The following is a 24,977-nucleotide window of genomic DNA, read 5'->3' as shown; positions in this document are numbered from 1 at the left end:
CTGCAACCTCCGGGATAGCGGTACGTGGCATGGCGCGGGGAAAGCTTCGGGGAGCCGCCTGACAGCCGCGGCCGGGGCGCCTCATCGGGTGCCCTTGGGGTCGAGGGCGTCGCGGACGCCGTCGCCGAACAGGTTGAAGGCCAGCACGGTCACGAAGATCGCCGCACCCGGGATGATCATGAACATGGGATCGTCCTCGTAGGTGCCCACCGCCTTGGAGAGCATCTGCCCCCAGGACGCGGTCGGCGGTTTCACGCCCGCCCCCAGGAAGCTGAGGGCCGCCTCGGTGAGGATGTTGGTGGGGATCATCAGCGTCGCGTAGACGGTGATCGGCGCCACCAGGTTGGGCAGCAGCTCCTTGAAGAGGATGTAGCGGCGGCCCGCGCCGAGGCTGCGCGCGGCCTCCACGTACTCCTTCTCGCGCAGCGACAGCGTCTGGCCGCGCACGATGCGGCCGACGTACGGCCAGCCGAAGAAGCCGATGACGGAGACCAGTACCGCGATGCGCACCCCGCTGCCGGTCAGCCCCAGCAGGTCGTTCGGGAGCACCGAGACCAGGGAGATGATGAACAGCAGCTGCGGGAAGGCCAGCAGCATGTCCATCACCCGGCTGATCGCCGAGTCCACCCAGCCACCGAAATATCCGGCGATGATGCCGAAAACGGTGCCGAGGACAACGGCGACCAGGGCCGCGAGGAACGCCACCAGCAGCGAGATGCGGGCGCCGTAGACGACGCGGCTGAACACGTCCCGGCCGTTGGAGGGTTCGACGCCGAAGAGGAAGTCCGAACTGATGCCGCCGAGGCCGCCCTTGGGGGTGCCGAAGAGGGGGTCGATCTCTTCCTGGTGGAACTCGTTCGGCGGGTGGCCCAGCAGACTCACGATCAGCGGCGCGAAGATCGCCACTAGCACGAGAAAGATGACCACGGCTCCGCCCGCAAGCGCCAACTTGTCGCGCTTGAGGCGTCTCCAGGCGATCTGTCGCAGCGATCTTCCCTCGACCGACGCCTTGACCACATTCGCCGCTACATCGGCAGTCGCGACCGGCCCCTCGTCGGTGCTCGTGCCGGGCAATGGTGCCGTCATCGTGGTGGGGACCCCTCTCGACCGGTGGTGACCGGCCCACGGCTCGCCGCTGTGGCGGCTTAAGTTCACAAGATGAGCGAAAGGGGTCGTTATGCGGAACCGCTCCCCTTGGAGCGGGAGTCTTCATCGCGTTTGTGATCACCCGCCAGTACCCACGGGCAATGGATGCCTAACCGTGATGTGCAGTAAGCGGTTCCGGTATACGGACAGTTGTGACCCGTGAACGCATCAGTAACAACCGCCCCACCGCGGGCAATTCGCGAGGGGCGGTTACGGGAGCGGGTCAGCTCAGCGGCTCAGTACGCGTGGCGGGGCGGCGGATAGCCGTACCCGTACGACGGGGGCGGCGGCGCGGGCGCGGCGTTGTAGGCGTCCCGGTCGAAGAACGGCCGGGCGCTGGCGCGCATCCACATCGCCACCGGGTCGTGCTCGTCCGACAGCTCGACCGTGGAGACCGGCAGCCCCTCCGGCACCACACCGACCGACTGCTGCATCATCAGCCGCACCGACTCCACGGCGTGCTGGCTGTTGTCGTACAGATCGAGGCCGATGGCCAGATACGGGGCGCCCAGCGCGGGTTGCACCCAGGCGCGGCGCAGCGAGCGCACCGCGGCGGTGCGATGCGCGTTCTGCCCCAGCAGGGCGTAGAACTGCGGGATTTCGATGGCCGGTTCGGACAGCCGCAGCGGTCCGGCGGGCAGCCGGTCCAGCCCGCCCGCGATCCGCCGCAGGTCCAGCCAGGGAATGCCGACGCCGCCGCCGGGGGCGTGCGGGTTGAGCCACAGGCCGTAGTGGTCGCGGTAGAGGGAGTCGGCGATCCGGCGCGCGTCCACCACTTCATGCGCGCGATTCCAGCCACTTGCGGCCAGCTCCTGGGCGGAGGTCACACACGGTGCGTAACCATGGCCGTCCACGTCCATGTTGCCGTACTGGGCGTCGGGAGCGCCGGGCGCACCGTTCCACAGCAGCATCCAGACCTGGCCCTCGGCGAGGGCGTGCAGCAGCGCCTCGTACGCGTCGTACCGGCCGGGAGCGACCTGCTGCAGCATCCGCTCGACCTGACCGGCAGCCGCCCCCCAATCCGCGCCCGCGCTCACCTGGGTCCGCCCCTCTCTCGGCCTTGCCCGCACCTCACCGGGACGCGCGCCGCCCCGCCTGGTCATCCAACCAGCTTACGGGCCCCCGTGGCCGTCCCCCGAGTGCGTCACAGGTCACGGTCGTAGAACGGCCGTACGCGCTCCAGCATCCACGTGGCCACGGGATCACCCTGCGCGATATCCAGCGCGACGAGCTGAACGGTCCACGGGACCGGCACCGTTCCGAGCGCCCGGCCGAGCGCCTCCACCGCGAGGGCCTGTCCCTCCGGGCCCGGCGCGTCCAGCTGGACACCGACGAAGAGCGCAGGCTGATCGCCCTCGACGCTGGCCAGCGCGCGCCGCGCGGTGCGTACCCCGGGCTCCTTCCCGAACTCGATCCCGGCGGATGCCAGGAAGTCGACCGGCTCCTCCTGCCAGTCCGGCTCGAACAGCCGCACCCGGCCCCCGCGCGCGGGGCCGTCCAGCTCGCTGCGCCCGGCCTTGCACAGCTCCTCGACCGCGGACGGCGGCAGCGGGACGCCGACCGGCCCGTCCGGGTTCACCGCGACGCCGAGCTGCGGCGGCAGCCCGCGGGCGAACTCGACGGCCGGGGCGACGGTGAACGACATATGGCCGCCGACGATCTGCAGGAACTGCTGCTCGGAGCTGAAGACGGGCACGTACGCCTGGCCCTCGATCTCCACGGTGGGCAGGTCGAGGCTGCGACTGTCGGGGCCCCCGCCGTTCGGCAGCGGGATCCAGACATAACTTCGGGCGAGCACCTCGACGATCCGCGCTCCTGCGCCCGGGACCCCGATCGAGGCGGCGAGCACCTCTTCCAGTTCGTTACCGGGGAACGCGGGATAAGCGCCGTCCGGAAACCCTCCGTGAGCGGGGGTTATGCCCTGGTGCTCCGGGATACTCATCTTCGTCCAACCGCCATCTCGTCCGACCTGCACGAGCACCCTAACGGCTGCACGCCGGAACGCCAGGGGTCGCCCGGGCATCTCCACAGCACTTCCCCACGCCGAAGGCGCGCCCCCGGAGGCGCCGTCACGTTCGGTGACTCTCGGATGGCTCATTTCCTACTGGTTCGAGTGCCCGACTCGTCCGTCGCTCGCCGTCACTCGAATCCGTCGCTCGAATCCGTCACTCGAAGGAGATGCCCCGCAGCACGCTCGCGGTCGCCCGGTCGAGCAGCACGGCGGAGGCGCACCCCTCGGGCGGCTCCCCGCCCTCCACGCGCGCGACGAGGCGGTCCATCGCCCGCCGGTGCCGCCCGAAGGCGAAGCCGGAGACTCCCCGGCCGCGGGCGGCCTGGCCCTCCAGGGCGACCGCGGGGTCCACGTCGAGCAGCACCAGATGCAGCCCGCGGCCGGTGCGCCGGGCGTCCCGGGCCAGCCAGCGGCGCACCCAGGGCTGCGAGCCGCAGTCGTGGACGACGACGCTCGCGCCGGAGGCGAGCGCCCGGCGCAGCCCCGCGTAGTGGGCGCAGCGGACCAGCGGCCGGTAGACCGCGTACGGCAGCCAGCGGGGCATGCGTCTGTCCCAGGACTCCCGGGTGTGCTGCGAGTCCACCCGCACCACGGCCTCGCCGCTCGGGTCGGCCCCGGGGACCAGCCGGTTGATCAGCGTCGACTTGCCGCTGCCGGGCAGCCCCGAGGCGATGATCAGGTCACGCGCCGGGTAGCGCAGCTCCGCCCCCACACCGCCGCGCAGGTCGTGCACGGCCGCGCGGCGGTCCGGTCTGACCGTGCCGCCTGAGCGCGTCCCCTCCTGCCGCGCGGGCAGGGTTCCTCGGGTTGTCGCGTATGTTCCCTGCCCGTGCACCGTGATCGTCCTCCAAGGTCGGTCAAGCGGCTCCGTACCCCGAGAGTGTCAAGAAAAGGTAATGCCCATCAAGGAGGCCCCGGCGCGACCCCGCTCACAGAGGGGGGTTCCCTTCCGGAGCGGACGTGCGATGATGGCCGCGCCAACTGCATACCGGCCGCTTGAATCCGCGCGGGAGAGTCCTCGGTCACCGGCATTCGCCGATTTTCCCGGGGCGCCGAAGGAGCAAGCCCTCCCTTGAATCTCTCAGGCCCCGATACCGCACGGATGAGGCAGATCTGAAAAGCGGGCCACGCCGTATGTGGCTCCACCCAAGGTGCAAGCCGGCCAGCCCCGCCCAGCGGGATTGGTCACGGCGAACCTCTCAGGTTCCGATGACAGATGGGGAGGACGCTGTGCCGTCCTTGTCGTCCCATACGGCCCGTCCGTCCCGTCATCGACATGATCATGACCTGTGACCCTGGGAGCTGAACCATGACCGACGCCCCGCCCGTGCCCCGCCATACCGCGCTGGACGCGGTCCACCGCGCGCTCGGCGCCACCATGACCGACTTCGCGGGCTGGGACATGCCGCTGCGTTACGGGAGCGAGCGCGACGAGCACACCGCCGTGCGCACCCGCGCGGGGCTCTTCGACCTCTCCCACATGGGTGAGATCGCTCTCACCGGGCCGCAGGCCGCCGACGCTCTCGACCACGCCCTGGTCGGCCATCTCTCCGCGCTCGCCGTGGGCCGCGCCCGCTACACCATGATCTGCGACAGCGAGGGCGGCATCCTCGACGACCTGATCGTCTACCGGCTCGCCGAGCAGGAGTTCCTGGTCGTGGCCAACGCCTCGAACGCCCAGGTGGTGCTGGACGCGCTGACCGAGCGCGCCACCGGCTTCGACGCGGCCGTACGGGACGACCGCGACGCGTACGCGCTGATCGCCGTCCAGGGGCCGCAGTCCGCCGGGATCCTGAAGGGCCTGACCGACGCCGACCTGGACGGGCTGAAGTACTACGCGGGGCTGCCGGGCACCGTCGCGGGCGTGTCCGCCCTGATCGCCCGCACCGGCTACACCGGCGAGGACGGCTTCGAGCTGTTCGTCGCGCCGGACGACGCCGAGCGGGTCTGGCAGGCGCTGACCGAGGCGGGCGACCCGGTGGGCCTGGTGCCGTGCGGGCTGTCCTGCCGGGACACGCTGCGCCTTGAGGCGGGGATGCCGCTGTACGGGCATGAGCTGAGCACCGACACGACCCCGTTCGACGCGGGGCTCGGCCGGGTGGTGAAGTTCGGCAAGACCGGTGACTTCGTGGGGCGCGGGGCCCTGGAGGCCGCGGCGCGCGAGGCCGAGGCCCGGCCGCCGCGCACCCTGACCGGTCTGGTCGCCGAGGGCCGCCGGGTGCCGCGCGCCGGATACGCCGTGGTCGGCCCGGACGGCGCGGAGATCGGCCGGGTCACCTCGGGCGCCCCCTCCCCGACGCTGGGGAAGCCGATCGCGATGGCGTACGTCGACGCGGAGCACGCCGCGCCCGGCAGCCCGGGAGTATCGGTGGACATCCGCGGTACCCGGGAGCCGTACGAGGTCGTCGCGCTCCCCTTCTATCGCCGCGAGCGCTGAAACCCCCCGTTTTCCCGGGCCGCCCCTGCCGCCTTTGTCGCCTTCTCCCGCCTTCTGGCGACGCGAGCGCCTAAACCTCCCGCGACCCGTGTGTCTCACCACTGAAGACCCGTTTCCCAAGCACTCCCCTCTATCCAGGAGAATCGGACCATGAGCAACCCCCAGCAGCTGCGCTACAGCAAGGAGCACGAGTGGCTGTCGGCCGCCGACCAGGACGGCGTGTCGACGATCGGCATCACCGAATACGCGGCCAACGCGCTCGGCGATGTCGTGTACGTCCAGCTCCCGGATGTCGGCACCACCGTCGCCGCCGGTGAAACCTGCGGTGAGCTGGAGTCCACGAAGTCGGTCAGCGACCTGTACGCGCCGGTCTCCGGCGAGGTCACCGAGATCAACGAGGACGTGGTGAACGACCCGGCGCTGGTGAATTCCGCCCCCTTCGAGGGCGGCTGGCTGTTCAAGGTGAAGGTGACGGACGAGCCGGGCGACCTGCTCTCCGCCGAGGAATACGCCGCCTTCTCCCACAACTGACCCTCCTATTCCGATCGGGACCCCGATGTCGCTTCTGAACAGCTCCCTGCACGAGCTCGACCCTGACGTCGCCGCTGCTGTCGACGCCGAACTCCACCGCCAGCAGTCCACCCTCGAAATGATCGCCTCGGAGAATTTCGCTCCGGCCGCGGTCATGGAGGCCCAGGGCTCGGTCCTGACCAACAAGTACGCCGAGGGCTACCCGGGCCGCCGCTACTACGGCGGCTGTGAGCACGTCGACGTGGTCGAGCAGATCGCCATCGACCGGATCAAGGCGCTCTTCGGCGCCGAGGCGGCCAACGTCCAGCCGCACTCCGGCGCCCAGGCCAACGCCGCCGCGATGTTCGCGCTGCTCCAGCCCGGTGACACCATCCTGGGGCTGAACCTGGCCCACGGCGGCCACCTCACCCACGGCATGAAGCTCAACTTCTCCGGCAAGCTCTACAACGTGGTCCCCTACCACGTGGACGCCGAGACCGGTCTGGTCGACATGGACGAGGTCGAGCGCCTGGCCAAGGAGCACCGCCCCAAGCTGGTCATCGCGGGCTGGTCGGCGTACCCGCGCCAGCTGGACTTCGCCGCCTTCCGCCGGGTCGCGGACGAGGTCGGCGCATACCTGATGGTCGACATGGCCCACTTCGCGGGCCTCGTCGCGGCCGGGCTCCACCCCTCGCCCGTACCGCACGCCCACGTCGTGACCACCACCACCCACAAGACCCTGGGCGGCCCGCGCGGCGGCGTGATCCTGTCCACCGCCGAGCTGGCCAAGAAGATCAACTCCGCGGTCTTCCCCGGCCAGCAGGGCGGCCCGCTGGAGCACGTCATCGCGGCCAAGGCGGTCTCCTTCAAGGTCGCGGCCGGCTCCGAATTCAAGGAGCGCCAGGAGCGCACGGTCGAGGGCGCCAAGATCCTCGCCGAGCGGCTCACCCAGGCCGACGTCACCGAGGCGGGCGTCTCCGTCCTCTCCGGCGGCACCGACGTCCACCTGGTCCTGGTCGACCTGCGCAACTCCGAACTGGACGGCAAGCAGGCCGAGGACCGGCTCCACGAGGTCGGCATCACGGTCAACCGCAACGCCATCCCGAACGACCCGCGGCCCCCGATGGTCACCTCGGGTCTGCGGATCGGCACCCCGGCCCTGGCCACCCGCGGCTTCACGGCCGAGGACTTCCGCGAGGTCTCGGACATCATCGCCGAGGCGCTCAAGCCCGCCTACGACGCCGAGGCGCTGAAGGCGCGGGTCACCGCCCTCGCCGACAAGCACCCGCTGTACCCGCACCTGTCGAAGTAATCCGGGTCCCGGCCTCCCGGGGCCCGGACCCCGGGGGGCGCGCCCACCGGCGCGCCCCCCGCACCGCACCACCCGCACGCACCCCACGTGCAGACGAAGGAGTCCCCGGTGGCCATCTCCGTATTCGATCTCTTCTCGATCGGCATCGGCCCGTCCAGCTCGCACACGGTCGGCCCGATGCGGGCGGCACGGATGTTCGTCCGCCGGTTGAAGAACGAAGGGCTGCTGGCCCACACCTCCTCCGTACGCGCCGAACTCTTCGGCTCCCTCGGCGCCACCGGCCACGGCCACGGCACCCCCAAGGCCGTCCTGCTCGGCCTGGAGGGGCACTCCCCGCGCTCCGTCGACGTCGAGTCCGCCGACGGCGAGGTGGAGCGCATCCGCACCACCAAGCGGCTGCGGCTGCTCGCCGCCGAGACCGAGGGCGGCCACGAGATCGACTTCGACGAGTCCGAAGAACTGATACTGCACCGCCGCCGCTCCCTGCCGTACCACGCCAACGGCATGACGCTCTTCGCGTACGACGACACCGGCCATCCGCTGCTGGAGAAGACCTACTACTCGGTCGGCGGCGGCTTCGTCGTGGACGAGGACGCGGTCGGCGAAGACCGCATCAAGCTGGACGACACCGTCCTCACCCACTCCTTCCGCACCGGCGACGAACTCCTGCGCATCTCCCGCGAGACCGGCCTGTCCATCTCCGCGCTGATGCTGGAGAACGAGAAGGAATGGCGCACTGAGGCGGAGATCCGCGCGGGCCTGCTGGAGATCTGGCGGGCCATGGAGGCGTGCGTCTCCCGCGGCCTCACCCAGGAGGGCATCCTGCCCGGCGGCCTGAAGGTCCGCCGCCGCGCCGCCAACGCCGCCCGCGCCCTGCGCTCCGAGGGCGACGCGCCCGCCCGCGCCATGGAGTGGACCACGCTGTACGCCATGGCGGTCAACGAGGAGAACGCCGCCGGGGGGCGGGTCGTCACCGCCCCGACGAACGGCGCCGCCGGGATCATCCCGGCCGTCCTGCACTACTACACCCGCTTCGTTCCGGGCGCCGACGAGGAAGGCGTCATCCGCTTCCTCCTCGCGGCCGGTGCCATCGGCATGCTCTTCAAGGAGAACGCCTCCATCTCCGGCGCCGAGGTCGGCTGCCAGGGCGAGGTCGGCTCCGCCTGCTCCATGGCCGCGGGCGGCCTCGCCGAGGTCCTCGGCGGCAGCCCCGAGCAGGTCGAGAACGCCGCCGAGATCGGCATGGAACACAACCTCGGCCTCACCTGCGACCCCGTCGGCGGCCTCGTGCAGATCCCCTGCATCGAGCGCAACGGCATGGCGGCGGTCAAGGCCGTCACCGCCGCGCGGATGGCCCTGCGCGGCGACGGCCGCCACCATGTGTCGCTGGACAAGGTCATCAAGACCATGAAGGACACCGGCGCCGACATGAAGGTCAAGTACAAGGAGACGGCGCGGGGCGGACTCGCGGTCAACGTCATCGAGTGCTGACGAATGGCGGTGGCCGGTGACGTCGGCTGATCCTCGGGCGATACGCGTGCCGGTCGGGGACGACGCGGAGCGCTGGGCGAGCCGTGCGGCGAGCCGCCGCGTCCTGCTCGTCGTGCACAACGTCACCTCGGCCGGGCGGCTGCTGGACGTACTGCCGCTGTTCCACGACGACTTCCGGGTGCAGCTCCTGGTCACCTCGACGGAGTCGTCCGCCTTCCAGGGCGGAGTGCGCGAGCTGTTCGCGGATCTGGAGCTGCCGGTGCTGCCGTGGGAACAGGCGCTGGCGACGCCGGTGGATCTGGCGGTCTCCGCGAGCTTCGGCGGCCAGCTCAGCGGTCTGCGCGGCAAGCTGACCGTCCTGTCGCACGGCGTCGGCTACACGAAGCGGCTCTCCGTGACGGGAGTCCGCAGCCGTGAGCCGACGTTCGGCCTCGCGCCGGAATGGCTGCTGGTGGACGGGCGGCCCTTCGTGGACGGGCTCGTCCTGTCCCACCCCGAGCAGCTGGAGCGGCTGCGGCGGGTCTGCCCCGAGGCCGAGGCCGCGTCGGTCCTGGCCGGTGACCCCTGCTTCGACCGCATGCTGGCCGCCGCGCCGCACCGGGAGCGGTTCCGGCGCGCCCTGGGCGTACGCCGGGGGCAGCGCCTCGTCGTACTGAACTCCACCTGGAACCCGGAGGGTTTCTTCGGCAACGGCGGCGACCAGGACCTGCTGCCCAGCCTCCTCCCCCGGCTCGCCGCCGAACTGCCCGCCGACGACTACCGGCTGGCGGCCGTGCTGCACCCCAACATCTGGTACGGCCACGGGCCGGGCCAGCTCCGCGTCTGGCTGGACCGGGCCCTGCGCAGCGGGCTGACCCTGGTCGACCCCGTGCACGCCTGGCGGCAGGCCCTGCTGGCGGCCGACGCCGTCGTCGGGGACTTCGGGGCGGTCTCGTACTACGCGGCGGCCCTGGGCACCCCCGTACTGCTGGCCTCCGCCGCCCAGGACCGGCTGGACCCGGAGGCGCCGCTCGCGGCGTTCGTCCGGGACGCGCCACGGCTCGATCCGGGCGGGGGGCTGCGGGATCAGGTGGAGGGCCTGTTGGCGCGCCACCGTCCGGCCCCTGGCCCGGCGTCGTTCACCACGTCGGCCCCGGGCGCCTCCGCCGCGCTGCTGCGGCGGCACTTCTACGCGCTGATGGACCTGCCCGAGCCCCCGGCCCCCGCCCTGCTGGAGGCCCTGCCCCTGCCGCCGTACGGGCCACCGCGGCGTACGGCGCCCCTGAACGTCCGTACGCGCGTCCACGGGGCGGACGTCTGGCTCGAACGCACCACGGGCCACCCGTACGACGCGGTCGGCGACGCCCACCTCGCCGTCCACGAGGACACCCGCGACCCCGGTGATCTGGTGCGGGCCGACGTGATCGTGCGCGAGGGCGCCCCGGACGACCCGCGGCTGGGCGGCGCGGAGGGCTGGACGGCGGAGGTGCTGCGCCGGTACCCGCACTGTGCCCTGGCCGCGTACGTGACGGGTCCGGACACCTGCGTGTGCCGGGTGCGGGGTGAGGGCGGCGTGCTGGTGATGTCGGCGGATACGGAGGCGGACGCCGACCCGGCGGCGTACGCGTCGGCGCTGCACGCGTGGCTGGCGGGCGGCGGCTCGGTACCGGTTCCGGTGATGTTGCGGGTGCGGGTGGCGGGTGGGGTGCACGAGGTGCGGGTGGTGCGTGGGTGAGGGGTGGTGGGTGCGGGTCCGGGGCCTCCGGGGCAGGGCCCTGGACCGTCTATTTACGGCGCCGCTGACGCAGAACGTGGGGTGAACGCGGGGCGATTGGCGCCACAAATACACGTGGTGTCCAGGACCCCACCCCTGCGACCCCGGCCCCTCCCGCCGGTGACCCCGACCCCCAGGTTGTGGGCAATCGTTCCGCTGGGCGGAACGGGCGGGCACAACCCGGCCACCGGCCCGCACCCGGTCGCGAAGCCCCAGCCCCCACCACCCCGGGGCCCAGTGCCCCCGGTTTCGGGAAGGGGCGGGGTAGGGGAAACCCGCCAGGCGCAGCCGTTACGCCTCGCACCGCTCCCGCAGACCGGCCAGGTAAGCCAGATGCGGAGCAGCCCGTTCCGGGGTGAGGAGGCGCTCCGCTTCGGCGATCTTCGTCAGGGCGTCGGCGTCGTCCCCGGCGTCGTGCAGGGTCTCGGCGAGGTCCGTGAGGGTGCGGGCCAGGTTGTACGCCTCGCCCTGCGCCGTGAAGAAGTCCCGCGCGGCCTCCAGCCGGGTACGGGATTCCGCCAGGTTCCCCATACCGCGCAGGGCGCGGCCCTGGTGGCGCTCGATCAGGGCGAGGGCGCGCGGAAGGTCCCGGGCGCCCTCCTCGCCGGGGGCGATGCGCCCGTAAACGCGTTCCGCCTCGGCGAAGCGTTCGTACGCCTCTTCCCACCGCCACTGGTACAGGCACTGCAGGCCCAGCATCTCCACGGACGACGCCTCGCCCCGCACATGCCCCGCCGCGCGCTCGCAGGCGACGGCGGCGCGCACCGCGCGTTCGGCCTCGTCCCACTGCCGCAGTTCGCCCAGGCAGTGGCCGAGCTGGAAGTGCAGCGCGCCTGCCAGGCGGGTTTCGGGGTGGTGCTCGTCGGCGCACCGGGCCGCGATGCGGAGGGCGGGCAGCGCCTCGTCCACCTTCCCGGCCTTCAACTGCAGGGGCCACAGCGCGCGGGCCAGGCGCAGCGACGTGTCGACGTGCTGGTACTCCTCGGCGACGGAGACGGCCTGGACCAGGTTGTCCGCCTCGGCGAGCAGCGCCGTCATACCCTCGGCCTCGTCGGCGTACGGGGTTTCCCTGTCCGGTGCGTCCTCGGTGCGCCAGCTCTGCGGCAGGGCGGCGTGGGCGGCGTGCAGGGCCCGGTTCAGCAGGCCGTCGAGCGCCCGGGACACGGCCGCGGAGCACTCCGGGATGCCATGCTCCGGCCCAGCGGCGTCGGCCAGATGGCGGCGGACCTCGGGCCGGAAGCGGTAGCGGCCGTCGCCCAGCGGCTCCACCAACTGCACGTCCGCCGCCTCGGTGAGCATGCGGGCGGCGTCCGCCGTGTCGGCGGTCTCCCCGGCCAGGCGGGCGTCGAACGCGGGCCAGCCGCCCAGCGCGGTCAGCCTGAGGAGCCGCGCCGCCTCCGGGCGCAGACGGCGGCAGGCGTCCTGGGCCATGCCGCGCACCGGATGCGGATCCGTCGCGTCGGCGACGGGCGGGCCCCCGGAAAGCAGGCGCATCGCCGCGGCCTTGAGGGCGAAGGCGTTGCCCGCGCAGCCGTCCAGCAGGGCGGGCATGTGCGGCTTGGCGCGCGCGACCGGTTCCGGCCCCGCGACCTTGCGCAGCAGCTGCACGGCGTCCCGGTCCTTCAGCGGAGGTACGGAGATCCGCTCGGCCTCCAGCACGAACGGCGGCCCGGACGCGACGACCAGCAGGAACACCTCCGGCGTGGCCGGGACGAGGCCGCGGACCTGGGCAGCCGAGGAGGCGTGGTCGATGACCACCAGCGCCCGGCGGCCCGCCGTCAGCCGCCGGTACAGCTGTTCGCGCCCCGCCTCGGTGGTCGGCATCGCGCCGGGCTCGACGCCCATCTGCTGCAGCAGGCGCAGCAGGACGGCGGCGGGTTCGAGCCCGTGCTCGCCGGGGGCGTCGCGGACGTCCACGTAGAACTGCCCGTCGGGGTACCGCGCGATCCGGTCGGCGCCCCAGTGCAGCGCGACCGCGCTGGTGCCGATGCCGGGCGGCCCGTACAGCAACGCGACCCGCGGCCGCCCCGCGGCGGCCCGGGTCGCCTCGCGGCGCAGTTGCCGCAGCACGCTCTGACGGTCGGTGAAGTCCCGCGTGGCGGGTGGCAGTCCGGCCCCCGGCCGCAGGGCCGCCTCCGGCAGGCTGCGCAGCAGCAGCGCCAGCTCGTCGTTCCGCCGTGGATCCTCGCCGAGCCGCGGATGCATCTGACGCGCCAGCAGCTCCCATCCCTCGGGGGTGGTCGGCAGCGGCGTCTCCCGGCCCAGGCTCCGCCGCACCAGCGTGCCCGTCGACAGGAGCACCTGCTTGCCGACTTCCCCGGCGGCGCCGTTGCCCACCGCCGTGAGGAACGCGGTGAGCGCACTCACCGTCACGATCTCAAACACGCCATCCCCTCCCATGGCCCCGGCCCGGTCCCTGGCGGGACTGTATCGCCGAAGGTATCCACCTGGTCGGACAGGTCGGCCGGGGTGTCACCCCGGCCACCGGGCCGGTGCTGTCGGTGGCGGTTGCCAGAACAGACCTACCCACGAGTCCGTGCCGGTCGGCCGCCGACCGCCCGTCCCCTCCGAAAGGCGCCTGCCTTGATCCCTGACGTCACGGAACTGCACGGGCTGCCCGTCTTCGACTTCCCGGCCCCGGAGGCGGGCGAGCAGGGGCTGCCACGGGCGGAGACGGTCGCCTGGCGAATCTCCCGGTCCGGCCTGTACAGCGGCGAGGAGGACTTCGGCACCTGCTGGGACCGGTTCTTCGACACCGTCGACGTGGCGCGCGTACGGGCCCTGGTGCTCGGCGCCGGGGCGTACGGCACCGACTTGGACGCCAGCCCCACCAGCACGGTCCGACGCCTCGTCGACGCCGGTGACCGCCTCACGGGTCTGGAGGCGCTGTACCTCGCCGACGTCGAGCCCGAGATAGCCGACCTGTCCTCGATCACCCAGGGCGACGTCACCCCGATCCTGGCGGCGTACCCGCGCCTGCGGGAACTCGCGGTGCGCGGCGGCGCCTATGGCCACCACGACACCGAGGGCCTGCGCTTCCCGCCGCTGCGCCACGAGGGCCTGCGCACCCTCCGGTTCCACAGCGGCAGCCTGCCCGGCGAGGTGGTCCGTGGCGTGGCCGCCTCCGACCTGCCCCATCTGGAGCACCTGGAGATATGGCTCGGGGTCGGCGACTACGGCGGCGACGCCACCGTGGCCGACCTGGCCCCCATCCTCGACGGCGGCCGACTGCCCGCCCTGCGCCACCTGGGCCTGCAGAACAGCGAGATCCAGGACGAGATCGCCGCCGCCGTCGCCACCGCGCCCGTCCTCGCCCGGCTCACCTCCCTGTGCCTGGGCTACGGCACCCTCTCCGACACCGGCGCCGAAGCCCTCCTGAGCGGCCACCCCCTCACCCACCTGCACCGCCTCGACCTGCACCACCACTTCCTCGGCGAGGCGATGACGCGCCGCGTCCGCGAGGCCCTCGAACCGTCCGGCGTCGAGGTCGACCTGTCGGAGCGGGAGAAGGACGAGGAGGATGAGGAATACCGGTACGTGGCCGCCTCAGAATGACGCCTCGGATCCGGCCGTCCCCCCGCGTGTCAGCCGGTTCGTGATCTCCTGGGCGGTCGCGACCAGGGCGAAGCCCTTGCGCAGGACGGCGAGTTCGGGTTCCTGCATGGACTCGTCGTCGGTGGCCGTGACGTCGGCCCCGAACACGACCTTGTAGCCGCGTTCGTACGCCTGCCGGGCCGTGGTGCCGCAGCAGTAGTTGGTGAGCGTTCCCGTGACGATGACCGTGTCGCGGGCGAGGTTGCGCAGCATCGTGTCGAGTGGGGTGTCGTAGAAGGCGCCGTAGGAGGGCTTGCGGATCAGGGCCTCGTCGGCGCGGTGGCCCATCCGGTCCCACACCGCCGCGGGGCCCGGCCGCCGCCAGTCGGTGTCGGCGTGCGGGAGGTGGCGCAGGGCGTGCGGCCGGTCGAGGCCGAGGTGGGTGTCGTCGAAGAGGGTCCAGATGACGGGGACGGAGGCGCTCCGGCAGGTCTCGACCAGTCGGCGGAGCCTTGGCGCCATCCGCGTCGCCGCGGGGACCCAGTAGGGGCTGAAGCCGGGGCGTACGAATTCGTCCTGCATGTCGATGACCAGCAGCGCCGTCCGTTCGGGCCGTATGCCGAACGCCGCCCGGCCATGCGCGTAGGCGTCACGCGCCCGCGCGGTCACCCACTCCTCGGTATAGCTCACCTTGACCCCCTACCTCGATTCGAGATATCTCGTTTCGATGTGCGAGGGTAGCAGCATGCTGGAACTCGCGATCCTGGGATTCCTGGCCGACGGCCCCCTGCACGGCTACCAACTGCGCCGCCTCATCGCGCGCTTGTCCGGCCACTCCCGGCCGGTCAGCGACGGCAGCCTCTATCCGGCCATCAACCGGCTGGTCAAGGCCGGGCTGCTGGACCGACGCACCGAGCCGGGAGCCTCGGCCGCCCAGCGGCACACCCTGAGCCTGACCGCCGAGGGCCGCACCGAGCTGCTGCACCGGCTCCGCGAGCCCGACGAGCTGGAGATCAGCGACAGCACCCGGTACTTCACGATCCTGGCCTTCCTCTCCCAGCTGCCCGACACCGCCGCCCAGCACGCGGTGCTGCGCCGACGGCTGGAGTTCCTGGAGCGGCCCGCGAGCTTCTTCCACGACGGCAACGGTCCGCTGCGCGCCGAGGACACCGCCGACCCCTACCGCCGCGGCATGCTCCTCATCGCCCGCGCCACCAGCCAGGCCGAGCGGTCCTGGCTGAGGGAGCAGCTGATGTGACGCAGCCGCACCCGAGAAAGGCCTTCCGACCAGGTGAGAGGTCCGGCTGAGGGGGAACCCATAGGCGGATGGACGGCCAGACGAGCACAGGTGGTGGGCATGACGAGGAGCGGACGGAGCAGGGGCGGCGCGGGCGGCTGCGGGGGTGGGGGCGGCGGGCCCTGGGGGCGCGGGGGCCGGAGCGGCACACGCTGCTGCTGATCGGCAAGAGCACGCTCGCGGCCACCCTCGCGTGGTTCACGGCGGCGGACCTGCTGCACGCGCAGTCCCCCGCGTTCGCGCCCTTCTCCGCCGTCCTCATCATGAACGTGACGGTGTACCAGTCGATCGCGCAGTCCCTGCGCTATGTCGCCGCGGTGGTGACGGGGGTGGCCGTCCAGGCGGCGCTGGGGTTTCTGGCCGGGCCGGATCCGGTGACGTTCGTCCTGGTGGCGGCGATCGCGCTGACCATCGGGCAGTGGAAGGCGCTGGGGGCGCAGCGGTCGCAGGTCGCGACGGCGGCGTTCTTCGCGTTCTCCACGTACGTCTCCGCGACCGACAACACGGAACGGGCCACCCAGCTGGGCCAGATCGTGCTGCTGGTGCTCGTCGGGTGCTCGCTCGGGCTGCTGGTGAACGTCGTCCTCGTACCGCCGCTGCGGTACCGCAGTGCGGAGCACGGCATCCGGGCCCTGGCCGGGGCGCTGGAGTCGCTGCTCGCCGACATGGGACCGGCGATGCGCGACGGGGAGTTCGCCGAGGAGCACGCGAAGCACTGGCGTTCCCGGTCCGACCACGCGCAGGCGCTGGTCACGCAGGCGAGGTCGGGGCTCCGGACCGCGGAGGAGAGCGTTCCGTTCAATCCGCGGCGGCTACTGCCCCGGCATCGGGGGCGCACGTCGTTCGCCAACTACCGCGCCGTCCTGGACGCGCTGGAGCGGGCCGCGTATCAACTGGCGTCGCTCACCAGGAGTCTGGAGCGGTGGCGCGAGGAGGAGCGGGACTATTCCTACCGGCGGTTCCTGCGGTGCTACGGCACCTTTCTCGGCGCGCTGGAGGAGCTCGTACGGGTGCTGGCGCGCCTGGACGAGGCGCAGCTGCCGGACCAGGCCGCGCAGCTGTGCCAGCTGGCCGAGGACATGCAGCGGCAGCGCCGGACCGTCACCGAGCAGGCGGAGAGCGACGGGCTGCCGCTGGGCGACCCCACCCGGCCGTACGGGGTGCTGGTGATCGAGGCCACCCGGCTGACGGAGGAGTTCCAGTACACCTGCGATGTCCTCCAGACCCATGTCCGGGAATGAGCCCGCGGCGGCGTATCACGGGGACGGAGGAAATACACGAATTTCCTTGCCAAATCAGTCGCTTGTGCAAATACCGTGCGTGACCCCGACTGCGTTGCGTAGGGTCCTGGGCCGGGCATGACAAGGGAGACGCCCGTCCCGTTTTCAACTTCTCCCCTGAGGCAGGAACCATGCTGCACGGCATCGACGTGAGTTCGCACCAGTCCAGCTTCGACACGGACGGACTGGCCTTCGTCTTCATCAAGGCCACCGAGGGCCGGTCGTATATCAACCCGAAGCAGACCTCCCAGGCGGCGCGGGCGCGGAAGGCGGGATGCGTCGTCGGCTTCTACCACTTCCTGTGGCCCGGGAACATCGCCGCGCAGGCCCGGTACTTCGTCGAGAAATGCGCCTCCGAGAAACACGATCTGCTCGCCGTGGACTGGGAGACCACCGGCTCGGGGACGCGCGCCAGCAACGCCGAGAAGGACCGGTTCATCCGGGAGGTCAAGAAGCTGCGGCCCACGCACCGCGTGATGCTCTACTGCAACCGGAATTTCTGGCTCAACCACGACACCACCTCCTACGCCGGGGACGGGCTGTGGATCGCCGACTACGTCTCGGCGGGCAAGCCGCGGATCAAGGCGAAGTGGCGGATCCACCAGTACACCGACCGGCCGGTCGACAAGAACGTGGCGGACTTCTCCAGCAAGGCATCGCTGAAGACGTGGGCCACGGTCACCCGGGTGGCGAACGCGATCGAGGATCTCGTGGACGGCGACGATGACGAGGACGAGCGCCAGGAGCAGGAGAGCGGGACGGACGGCCAGAGCCAGGCGTAAGGGCGGACGGCCAGAGCCAGGCGTAAGGGCGGACGGCCAGAGCCAGGCGTGAGGGCGGACGGCCAGAGCCGGGCGTGAGGGCGGTCGGGCGAGGCGTAGGGGCGGTCGGTCGGGGCGTTGTCGGTGGGGGCGCCTACGCTGCCCGGTATGAGCTACGCAGACCTACGCGAACTCCGCAGCGCGCTCACCACCGCGTCCGACATCGCCTTCTCGCTCGATGCCGCGCCCTCGGGGCAGGAGACCGAGCTGCTGACCGACGCCCTGCGCCGGGCGCTCGCCGCAGCCGGTGCGCTGACCGCCGAGCACGGGGCGACCGGCTGCGCCCAGCATCCGCGCGGTGCCGTCGACCCGCTGTACGGGGACCCGGACGATCCGCTGCCACCCGGCTACGGCCGCTGCCTGCTGTGCAACGACCGCCGTCGGCGGGCGAGCGCACAGCGGCGCGGCTGGCGCTGACGCGCCGGCGGCGCCGCCATGCGGCCCGGGCCGGACCCGCTGGGCGCACCCGATGGGTCAGTCCTTGTTCTGGGCGGCCCAGAACTCGTCGAAGTTGAGCTGACCGTCACCGTTGCCGTCGTGGGAGTTGATCACGGCCTGGGCGACGGGCTCCGTGACATACGGGTCCCCCAGCTGCGCCATCACGCTCTTGTACTCGGCCGCCGTGATCAGCCCGTCCCCGTTGAGGTCGTACCGCTCGAACGCCTTGCGCGCCGCCTCGATGTCCGCCACCTGTTCCGCCCCTTTCGTGCGTGAGTCTGACCCGCACACATTAGCGGCCCGGGGCCGGAGGTCCGGCGGGCGTACGGTCAGCCCTGGTTGACCAGCTCCAGATAGCGGTCCCAGTCCCACAGCGGACCGGGGTCGGTGTGGTCGGCGCCGGGGACTTCGCTGTGGCCGATGATGTGCTCGCGGTCCTTGAGGATGCCGAAGCGGTCGCAGACGGCGGCGGTGAGCGCGGCGGACGAGGCGTACATCTCATCGGTGAACCACGCGGGGTCGTCCACCCACCCCTCGTGCTCGATGCCGATGCCCCGGTTGTTGTAGTCCTTGTTGCCCGCGTGCCAGGCGACGTCCTTCTCGCGGACGAACTGCCCGATGTAGCCGTCGGCCGAGGCGACCATGTAGTGGGTGGAGACCTGCCGGGCCGGGTCCTGGAAGATCTTCACCGCGTCCGGGAAGGTCTCCTGCGTCACATGGATGACGACGAAGTCGATCGGGTATGCGGTGGGGCGGCTGGAGACGCGGTAGTTGGAGGCCGAGGCCGGGATCCAGTGGGTGGGGGGATAGGCGGCGGCGCGGCGGGGGCGTCTTTCGGCGGCGTTGGCGGTGGTGGCTGCGGTGGTGGCGGTGGCGGCGAGTCCGAGGGCGGCGGCGCCGAGACCGGCGCCGGAGCGGAGGAGGGTGCGTCGGGTGGGGGCAGGGCCGTGCGCTTCCATGGGGGCTCCCGAATGCAGTGCCGGTACAGAGGATCTGACGGGATGTGACGCGCGTAGCGCGCTTTCCATGGTGAGGCGTCGCCAGGGCCATGCCAAGAACCGACAGGCAAAGAAAGAATGCGCGTCCCGGTCTGAACCAGTGGCAATTCCGTGCCGTTCATGTCGAGAGATGAACAACAAGGGAAACTCGTAAATCTACCCGCCATTAACAAGGCGGGTGTCACAGCTCACCTTGGATTGAGTTGGTGGCGCTCTGCCGGGTCTGCAATAGTCGGGCCAGCGACCCCCATTGACCCGGGCCAGGTCGTTCCCCCGAATGCCGCGGAGCCACACCCCTTCCGCTTCGCGGCGGGGCGGACAGAGGTCCCCGAGCCGTCGCACCCCGACGGTGGGGACCTCTGCCTATGCGCGCACTAGGCGCTCTCCGTCACCCGCATTTCGAACCACGTCGTCTTGCCGCATGGCAGCAGGTCCACGCCCCAGCGCTGGGAAAGCTGATCCACCAGCATGAGGCCGCGCCCGCTGGTGTCGAGAGCCCCCACCGGCAGCAGACACGGCAGCCCGCGCGACGGATCACGCACCTCGACCCGGATCCAGCCGCGGCGGCGCAGCATCCGCAGCCCGAACGTGCGGGCGCCGGTGTGCCGTACGGCGTTGCCCACCAGCTCCGAGACGAGCAGCACCGCGTACTCGGCGAGCTGACAGGCGAGCCCCCAGTCGCGCAGTACCACGAATTCCGTCAACCGGCGGGCGGTGGCCGCGGATTCGGGCCGGGACGGCAGCCGCACCTCTTCGACCGCAGGATTCCCGAACAGTTCGAGCGCCCTGAGAGCCGGATCCTCGTCGGCGGACGGCAGCCGCCGGACCGCAGCCGTACCCGTGCGCTGCTGCGGCTGCTCCATTCCCTCCAAGCCCGCCATGCCCCCCATGATGGCCGCCCGAAAGGCCGTCCGGGGCGGAACCAGGTGATTCCGAACACCGGAGCCCCAGGCTCCACAAACCGATCCCAGCTATGCCATTAACAGCCCAGGGAGTCAAAACACCCCACCTGACCAGCGATGTCACCACGCGTATAGCTGATCACACAGCGTACCGGAAACGGCCCACGGGCGGCCGCCCGGCAAGCGAAGAAATTCGCTCGCACGGGGCATGCCCAGCCCGGTCGGGAGGGTCTCGGTCAGGAGAACCGTGCCTTGCCCGGACCGTCCTCGACGAAGCTCCGCATCCCGATCTCCCGGTCCTCGGTGGCGAACAGCCCGGCGAACCAGTTGCGTTCGATGGCGAGCCCGGTGTCGAGGTCCGTCTCCAGACCCGCGTCCACCGCCTCCTTGGCGGCGCGCAGCGCCATCGCCGGGCCCTTGGCCAGCTTCGCCGCCCAGGCGTGCGCCTGCTCGTATACCTCCTCGGCCGGTACCACCCGGTCGACAAGACCGATGGCCACCGCCTCGTCGGCCTTCACCTGACGGCCCGTGAAGATGAGGTCCTTGGCCCGCGACGGGCCCACCAGCCGGGCCAGGCGCTGGGTGCCGCCCGCGCCCGGGATCAGCCCGAGCAGGATCTCGGGCTGGCCGAACTTGGCGTTCTCGGCAGCGATCCGGAAGTCGGCGCACAGCGCCAGTTCGCAGCCGCCACCGAGGGCATAGCCGGTGACGGCGGCGACCACGGGCTTGGGGATGCGGGCGACGGCGGTGAAGGCGTCCTGGAGGTCACGGGAGCGGGCCACCATCGCGGCGTGGTCCATGTCCCGCATCTCCTTGATGTCCGCGCCCGCCGCGAACACCTTCTCGCCGCCCCAGACGACCACGGCCCGTACGTCGTCGCGGCGGGTCACCTCGGCGGCGAGTTCCCGCAGCCGGTCCTGGGTGGCGACGTCGAGCGCGTTCATCGGGGGGCGGTCGAGGCGGAAGGTGGCCACTCCGTCGGCGACCTCAAGATTCACAGTCATACGCGGCAGGTTAGCGGCCGCTAACGGGACACGCCCCGGTGCGCTTGGTCACAGCGCACCGGGGCGTCTCACGCCGGGCTGGCGGCGTTACGCCTTCCACTTCTCCCAGGACATGTTCCAGTCGCTGAGCCCGTTGCCCGGCTGGATCGTTTCGTCGTCCGAGTTCTTCACGATGACCACGTCCCCGATGAGCGACTGGCCGTAGAACCAGGCCGCCGGGGTGGACGGATCGCCGCCGCCGCGCTGGTCGAAGAGGCCGACGCAGCCGTGGCTGACATTGGCTGTGCCGAAGGTGGACCGGCCCGCCCAGTAGTTGCCGTGGAGGAAGGTGCCCGAGTCCGACAGCCGCATCGCGTGCGGCACGTCCTTGATGTCGTACTCGCCCTTGAAACCGACCGTCGCGCCGTCCATCCGGGTCACGACGAGCTTCTCGCTGATGACCATGATCCCGTTGTACGTCTCGTGGCCGGGCGCGCCCGAGGTGATCGGGAGCGTCTTGAGGGTCTTGCCGTCCCGCTTGATCTTCATCGTGTGGGCCTTGGAGTCCACGACGGATATCTGGCTGCGGCCGATGGTGAACTGGACCGTCTTGCTCTGCTCCCCGTACACCCCGGGCCGTCCCTCGACGCCGTCGAGGTCCATCTTCAGCGTCACCTTGGTGCCGGGCTTCCAGTACTTCTCGGGCCGGAAGTCCAGCCGGTCGTTGCCGAACCAGTGGCTCGCGACCGGCACCGACGGGGAGGCGCTGACCTTGATGCTCTTCTCGACCGCGCCCGGGTCGGTGATGCCCCGGTTGAAGCGGAGCGAGACCGGCATGCCGACGCCGACCTCGGAGCCGTCCTCGGGGCTGTAGACGCCGACGAAGGTCTCCTTGGGCTTGAGCGTGTGGAAGGTGGTGTGCTTGCGCGCGGCACGGCCGTCCGCGTCCTTCGCGAGGGCGTCCACCGTGTACGTCGAATCGGCGCGCAGGCGCCCGTCCGGCTTCCAGCTCGCGCCGCCCCCGGCGGTCTTCCCGGCGACCGCACGGCCCTTCTCGTCCTCGACCTTGACGGAGGTCAGCTTGCCCTTGGCGACGGTGACCTTGAGCGCACCGCTGGTGTCGACGCCCTTCGCCCCGTCCCCCGGCTCGACCGTGACCTTGGCCCGGGACGGCCGCGGCTTGGCGGCCTCGGTGTCCTTGCCCTTGCCTTCCTCGCCGGAACCGCCGCCTCCGCCGCACGCGGTCACCAGCGCCAGCAGCGCCCCGAGCAGCAGGGCGAGCAGCCCCCTGCGGCCCCGCGCCACCCCCGATATCGGCTGCACCCTCACAACGCTCTCCCCTCTCCGGAGCCGCAGTCCCCCGCGGCAGCTCCGACAGCACGGACGCGCACAGGCGCGCCTGCCGATAGGTAATCACATCGCACTGACAGCGGGATCATTTGCGATGGTTACGGTTCTGTCCCAGGTGGGAGCGGTCCCCGTGACCGGCCGCGGGCGCGCTCGGCGCCGCGTCCGGGCGCGGAAACGTGAGGGTTGGCGGGATTGCGGGCACAACACGGCTACCGGGCACAGCCGGACGCGGTCGGGACGCCGCGGGGCGGTGCCGCCCGGTGAAGTCGGGCTCCGGACGGGAGGTGCGGAGCCCGGTCCCGTGCGAGCCGCCGGAGGCGCATGTGTCGAAAGCAGCCGAGCAGCACACCCTGGGCCCTGCCGACGGCTTACCCGCCCCGCCCGCCGCCGGACCGGCCGTCCGCCGCTCCGCCGTGCCCGTGCCGCTGCCCGCCCCGCGCGGCGGCTCCCCCGCGGCCGGACCGGCCGCGTGGCCGGGCAGTCCGCAGCCGCTCGGGGCGCGGGTGCACCGGGGGCCCGAGGGGGTTCCCGGCACCAACTTCGCGCTGTGGGCGGGCGGCGCGGAGGCCGTGGAGCTGTGCCTGTTCGACGACGACGGCACGGAGACCCGCCACCGGCTGGCCGAGCAGACCCATGAGGTCTGGCACGGCTTCGTGCCCGGGGTGCTGCCCGGGCGCCGGTACGGCTACCGCGTGCACGGCCGCTGGGACCCGTGGACCGGCGCCCGCTGGAACCCGGCCAAGCTGCTGCTGGACCCGTACGCGCGCGCCGTGGACGGCGACTTCGGGCCGCCCGGCGGTCCGCTGCCCGCCGAGGTCTACGGCCATGTGCGGGACTGGCCGCAGCAGCATGTCGCCGACACCGTACGGGACGAGCGCGACTCGGCTCCGTACGTGCCCAAGGGCGTGGTCGTGGGCGACGACGCCCGGGGCGGGCCGCCGCCCGACGAGTGGACAGAGGACCGCCGCCCCAAGACCCCGTGGGCCGAGTCGGTGATCTACGAACTCCATGTGCGCGGCTTCACCATGCGCCACCCCGGCGTCCCGCCCGAGCTGCGCGGCACCTACGCCGGGCTGGCCCACCCCGCCGCGGTCGAGCACCTCACCCGGCTCGGGGTGACGGCGGTGGAGCTGCTGCCGGTGCACCAGTTCGCGCACGAGGACCATCTGCTGCGGCGCGACCTGCGCAACTACTGGGGCTACAACTCCATCGGCTACTTCGCGCCGCACTCCGGCTACGCGGCCACCGGCACCCGGGGCCAGCAGGTGGACGAGTTCCGGCGGATGGTGCGCGCCCTGCACGCCGCGGGGATCGAGGTGATCCTCGACGTCGTCTACAACCACACCGCCGAGGCGGGCGAGCTGGGCCCGACCCTCTCGCTGCGCGGCATCGACAACCGCGGCTACTACCGGCTCCAGCAGGACCCGCGCCGCTACGCCGACTTCACCGGCTGCGGCAACACCCTGCAGACCGTCCGGCCGCAGGTGCTCCGGCTGATCACCGACTCGCTGCGCTACTGGGTCACCGAGATGGGCGTGGACGGGTTCCGCTTCGACCTGGCGAGCGCGCTGGCCCGCGCCGCGCACGGCGGCGACACGGGGGTCGACATGCTCTCCCCGTTCCTCGCCGTGATCGCCCAGGATCCGGTGCTGCGCCGCGTCAAGCTGATCGCCGAGCCCTGGGACGTGGGCTCCGGCGGCTACCAGGTGGGCGCGTTCCCGCCGCTGTGGGCCGAGTGGAACGACCGCTACCGCGATGCCGTACGGGACTTCTGGCGCGGCGCCCTGCCCGATGTGCGCGACCTCGGCTACCGGCTCTCCGGCTCCAGCGACCTGTACGGACACGGCGGCCGCGGACCGTGCGCCTCGGTCAACTTCATCACCGCCCACGACGGCTTCACCCTGCGCGACCTGGTGAGTTACGACCGCAAGCACAACGAGGACAACGGCGAGGGCAACCGCGACGGCACGGACGACAACCGCGCCTGGAACAGCGGCGCCGAGGGCGAGACGGACGACCCGGGCGTCCGCGCCCTGCGCCGCCGCAGGCTGCGCGGTCTGCTCGCCACGCTGCTGCTGTCCACCGGAGTGCCGATGCTCGTCGCGGGCGACGAGCTGGGCCGCACCCAGGGCGGCAACAACAACGCGTACTGCCAGGACAACGCCACCGGCTGGGTCGACTGGTCGCTGCTGGAGGACCCCGGCTGGCAGGCGCTCACCGATCTCACCGCCCGGCTGATCCGGCTGCGCCGCGCCCACCCGGTGCTGCGGCAGCCCGCCTTCTTCTCCGGCCGCGCCCGGCCGTCGGACGGGGTGCGCGACCTCGCCTGGTTCACGCCGCGGGGCGAGGAGATGACCGAAGCCGACTGGTACGCGCCCACGACCGCCCTCGGCGTCTACCTCTCCGGCCAGGACCTGCCGCAGCGGGATCCGCGCGGCGCGCCGGTCACCGACGACACGTTCCTGGTACTGCTCCACGCGGGCCCCGGGCCGCTGACCTTCCACCTGCCCGGACCGCCGTGGGCCACGGGCTACGAACTCCTGCTGGACACCTCGCGCGAGGACCAGGACGCCCCACCGGGCGCACGGTACCCGGCGGGTGCGTCGATCGAGCTACCGGAACGCTCGGTTCTGCTGCTGCGCGCTCCGACCAGCGCGGACCTACACCAAAAAACCGATTGAATCCTCCCCTCCCTTCAGGGAGGGGATTCCTGG

General features: G+C 71.8%; 22 protein-coding genes and 1 riboswitch. Of the genes, 11 read left to right on the top strand and 11 right to left on the bottom strand.

All coding sequences use genetic code 11. The features are described 5' to 3' along the window. Nucleotides 1-81 precede the first annotated feature (81 nt). The 4 genes from ACZ59A_RS13050 to ACZ59A_RS13035 all read right to left on the bottom strand — a co-directional run bounded on the left by ACZ59A_RS13050 (nt 82) and on the right by ACZ59A_RS13035 (nt 3,992). Nucleotides 82-1,086, bottom strand: coding sequence for an ABC transporter permease (locus ACZ59A_RS13050; RefSeq protein WP_470957329.1), 1,005 nt, complete (start codon nt 1,084-1,086; stop codon nt 82-84). Between the two features lie 296 nt (nt 1,087-1,382). Continuing rightward, nucleotides 1,383-2,135 (bottom strand): enhanced serine sensitivity protein SseB C-terminal domain-containing protein, encoded by a 753-nt coding sequence (locus tag ACZ59A_RS13045; RefSeq protein WP_468042528.1) that lies wholly within the window; start codon nt 2,133-2,135, stop codon nt 1,383-1,385. Nucleotides 2,136-2,290: 155 nt separating this feature from the next. Beyond that, nucleotides 2,291-3,088, bottom strand: coding sequence for an enhanced serine sensitivity protein SseB (locus tag ACZ59A_RS13040; RefSeq protein ID WP_470957326.1), 798 nt, complete (start codon nt 3,086-3,088; stop codon nt 2,291-2,293). Nucleotides 3,089-3,311: 223 nt separating this feature from the next. Beyond that, the gene (locus ACZ59A_RS13035; RefSeq protein WP_470957324.1) at nt 3,312-3,992 is read right to left on the bottom strand and encodes an AAA family ATPase; all 681 of its coding nucleotides are present in this window, start codon (nt 3,990-3,992) and stop codon (nt 3,312-3,314) included. A 162-nt stretch (nt 3,993-4,154) separates the two neighbouring features. After that, nucleotides 4,155-4,264: riboswitch (glycine riboswitch) on the top strand. A 202-nt stretch (nt 4,265-4,466) separates the two neighbouring features. On the opposite strand from ACZ59A_RS13035, the gene gcvT reads away from it, so the two are divergent. The 5 genes from gcvT to ACZ59A_RS13010 all read left to right on the top strand — a co-directional run bounded on the left by gcvT (nt 4,467) and on the right by ACZ59A_RS13010 (nt 10,621). Next, nucleotides 4,467-5,594, top strand: coding sequence for a glycine cleavage system aminomethyltransferase GcvT (gene gcvT, locus ACZ59A_RS13030; protein ID WP_470957322.1), 1,128 nt, complete (start codon nt 4,467-4,469; stop codon nt 5,592-5,594). 150 nt (nt 5,595-5,744) lie between these two features. Beyond that, the gene (gene gcvH / locus ACZ59A_RS13025; protein WP_470957320.1) at nt 5,745-6,125 is read left to right on the top strand and encodes a glycine cleavage system protein GcvH; all 381 of its coding nucleotides are present in this window, start codon (nt 5,745-5,747) and stop codon (nt 6,123-6,125) included. Nucleotides 6,126-6,150: 25 nt separating this feature from the next. Continuing rightward, complete coding sequence (gene glyA / locus ACZ59A_RS13020; RefSeq protein WP_470957317.1) at nt 6,151-7,416, top strand: serine hydroxymethyltransferase; 1,266 nt, start codon at nt 6,151-6,153, stop codon at nt 7,414-7,416. A 108-nt stretch (nt 7,417-7,524) separates the two neighbouring features. Further along, the gene (locus ACZ59A_RS13015; RefSeq protein WP_470957314.1) at nt 7,525-8,907 is read left to right on the top strand and encodes an L-serine ammonia-lyase; all 1,383 of its coding nucleotides are present in this window, start codon (nt 7,525-7,527) and stop codon (nt 8,905-8,907) included. Between the two features lie 46 nt (nt 8,908-8,953). Then, nucleotides 8,954-10,621, top strand: coding sequence for a hypothetical protein (locus tag ACZ59A_RS13010; protein ID WP_470957311.1), 1,668 nt, complete (start codon nt 8,954-8,956; stop codon nt 10,619-10,621). Nucleotides 10,622-10,951: 330 nt separating this feature from the next. Here the strand turns inward: ACZ59A_RS13010 and ACZ59A_RS13005 are convergent, their stop codons facing one another. Next, nucleotides 10,952-13,045 (bottom strand): ATP-binding protein, encoded by a 2,094-nt coding sequence (locus tag ACZ59A_RS13005; protein WP_470957308.1) that lies wholly within the window; start codon nt 13,043-13,045, stop codon nt 10,952-10,954. Nucleotides 13,046-13,243: 198 nt separating this feature from the next. Here ACZ59A_RS13005 and ACZ59A_RS13000 point away from each other — a divergent pair, with 198 nt between their 5' ends. Further along, a complete protein-coding gene (locus ACZ59A_RS13000) occupies nt 13,244-14,215 on the top strand; it encodes an STM4015 family protein (RefSeq protein WP_470957306.1) in 972 nt (323 codons plus the stop codon). Here the strand turns inward: ACZ59A_RS13000 and ACZ59A_RS12995 are convergent. Further along, nucleotides 14,207-14,884, bottom strand: a complete 678-nt coding sequence (locus ACZ59A_RS12995; protein WP_470957303.1) for a cysteine hydrolase family protein — start codon at nt 14,882-14,884, stop codon at nt 14,207-14,209. The two genes, ACZ59A_RS13000 and ACZ59A_RS12995, sit on opposite strands and share 9 nt — an antisense overlap. A 55-nt stretch (nt 14,885-14,939) precedes the next feature. Between ACZ59A_RS12995 and ACZ59A_RS12990 the strand changes: the two genes are divergently transcribed. From ACZ59A_RS12990 to ACZ59A_RS12975, 4 genes are all read left to right on the top strand, one after another. After that, nucleotides 14,940-15,452 carry a PadR family transcriptional regulator gene (locus tag ACZ59A_RS12990; RefSeq protein WP_470957300.1) on the top strand — a complete coding sequence of 171 codons (513 nt, stop codon included), beginning with the start codon at nt 14,940-14,942 and terminating at the stop codon, nt 15,450-15,452. Nucleotides 15,453-15,520: 68 nt separating this feature from the next. Beyond that, entirely contained in the window at nt 15,521-16,732 is a 1,212-nt protein-coding gene (locus ACZ59A_RS12985; RefSeq protein ID WP_470957297.1) for an aromatic acid exporter family protein, read from the top strand. Between the two features lie 170 nt (nt 16,733-16,902). Beyond that, a complete protein-coding gene (locus ACZ59A_RS12980) occupies nt 16,903-17,553 on the top strand; it encodes a glycoside hydrolase family 25 protein (RefSeq protein WP_470957294.1) in 651 nt (216 codons plus the stop codon). Between the two features lie 147 nt (nt 17,554-17,700). After that, entirely contained in the window at nt 17,701-18,009 is a 309-nt protein-coding gene (locus ACZ59A_RS12975; RefSeq protein WP_468052206.1) for a hypothetical protein, read from the top strand. A gap of 57 nt (nt 18,010-18,066) precedes the next feature. On the opposite strand, the gene ACZ59A_RS12970 is transcribed toward ACZ59A_RS12975, so the two are convergent. The 5 genes from ACZ59A_RS12970 to ACZ59A_RS12950 all read right to left on the bottom strand — a co-directional run bounded on the left by ACZ59A_RS12970 (nt 18,067) and on the right by ACZ59A_RS12950 (nt 22,242). Beyond that, the gene (locus ACZ59A_RS12970; protein ID WP_468052204.1) at nt 18,067-18,282 is read right to left on the bottom strand and encodes an EF-hand domain-containing protein; all 216 of its coding nucleotides are present in this window, start codon (nt 18,280-18,282) and stop codon (nt 18,067-18,069) included. Nucleotides 18,283-18,359: 77 nt separating this feature from the next. Next, nucleotides 18,360-18,989 (bottom strand): N-acetylmuramoyl-L-alanine amidase, encoded by a 630-nt coding sequence (locus ACZ59A_RS12965; RefSeq protein WP_470957291.1) that lies wholly within the window; start codon nt 18,987-18,989, stop codon nt 18,360-18,362. 413 nt (nt 18,990-19,402) lie between these two features. Continuing rightward, a complete protein-coding gene (locus tag ACZ59A_RS12960; RefSeq protein ID WP_470957288.1) occupies nt 19,403-19,909 on the bottom strand; it encodes an ATP-binding protein in 507 nt (168 codons plus the stop codon). Nucleotides 19,910-20,166: 257 nt separating this feature from the next. Further along, nucleotides 20,167-20,934, bottom strand: a complete 768-nt coding sequence (locus ACZ59A_RS12955; protein WP_468052199.1) for an enoyl-CoA hydratase/isomerase family protein — start codon at nt 20,932-20,934, stop codon at nt 20,167-20,169. A gap of 87 nt (nt 20,935-21,021) precedes the next feature. Continuing rightward, a complete protein-coding gene (locus ACZ59A_RS12950; RefSeq protein ID WP_470957285.1) occupies nt 21,022-22,242 on the bottom strand; it encodes a L,D-transpeptidase in 1,221 nt (406 codons plus the stop codon). Between the two features lie 344 nt (nt 22,243-22,586). Between ACZ59A_RS12950 and glgX the strand changes: the two genes are divergently transcribed. After that, on the top strand, nt 22,587-24,944 hold the full coding sequence (gene glgX, locus ACZ59A_RS12945) for a glycogen debranching protein GlgX (protein ID WP_470957282.1): 2,358 nt from the start codon (nt 22,587-22,589) through the stop codon (nt 24,942-24,944). Nucleotides 24,945-24,977: the final 33 nt, after the last annotated feature.

The organism is Streptomyces sp. NPDC040405, from assembly GCF_055595765.1.
The sequence above is the reverse complement of the archived record's forward strand: the minus strand, read 5'-3'. Positions and strand labels throughout refer to the sequence as shown.

Bases quoted from the DNA above. Each gene is read 5' to 3' on its own strand.
- ACZ59A_RS13040 (WP_470957326.1), bottom strand. From the start codon at position 3,088: ATGAGTATCCCGGAGCACCAGGGCATAACCCCCGCTCACGGAGGGTTT.
- ACZ59A_RS12980 (WP_470957294.1), top strand. From the start codon at position 16,903: ATGCTGCACGGCATCGACGTGAGTTCGCACCAGTCCAGCTTCGACACG.
- ACZ59A_RS12975 (WP_468052206.1), top strand. From the start codon at position 17,701: ATGAGCTACGCAGACCTACGCGAACTCCGCAGCGCGCTCACCACCGCG.
- gcvT (WP_470957322.1), top strand. From the start codon at position 4,467: ATGACCGACGCCCCGCCCGTGCCCCGCCATACCGCGCTGGACGCGGTC.
- ACZ59A_RS12985 (WP_470957297.1), top strand. From the start codon at position 15,521: ATGGACGGCCAGACGAGCACAGGTGGTGGGCATGACGAGGAGCGGACG.
- ACZ59A_RS13050 (WP_470957329.1), bottom strand. From the start codon at position 1,086: ATGACGGCACCATTGCCCGGCACGAGCACCGACGAGGGGCCGGTCGCG.
- ACZ59A_RS12960 (WP_470957288.1), bottom strand. From the start codon at position 19,909: ATGGCGGGCTTGGAGGGAATGGAGCAGCCGCAGCAGCGCACGGGTACG.
- glyA (WP_470957317.1), top strand. From the start codon at position 6,151: ATGTCGCTTCTGAACAGCTCCCTGCACGAGCTCGACCCTGACGTCGCC.
- gcvH (WP_470957320.1), top strand. From the start codon at position 5,745: ATGAGCAACCCCCAGCAGCTGCGCTACAGCAAGGAGCACGAGTGGCTG.
- ACZ59A_RS13045 (WP_468042528.1), bottom strand. From the start codon at position 2,135: ATGCTGCAGCAGGTCGCTCCCGGCCGGTACGACGCGTACGAGGCGCTG.
- ACZ59A_RS12955 (WP_468052199.1), bottom strand. From the start codon at position 20,934: ATGACTGTGAATCTTGAGGTCGCCGACGGAGTGGCCACCTTCCGCCTC.
- ACZ59A_RS12965 (WP_470957291.1), bottom strand. From the start codon at position 18,989: ATGGAAGCGCACGGCCCTGCCCCCACCCGACGCACCCTCCTCCGCTCC.
- ACZ59A_RS12990 (WP_470957300.1), top strand. From the start codon at position 14,940: ATGCTGGAACTCGCGATCCTGGGATTCCTGGCCGACGGCCCCCTGCAC.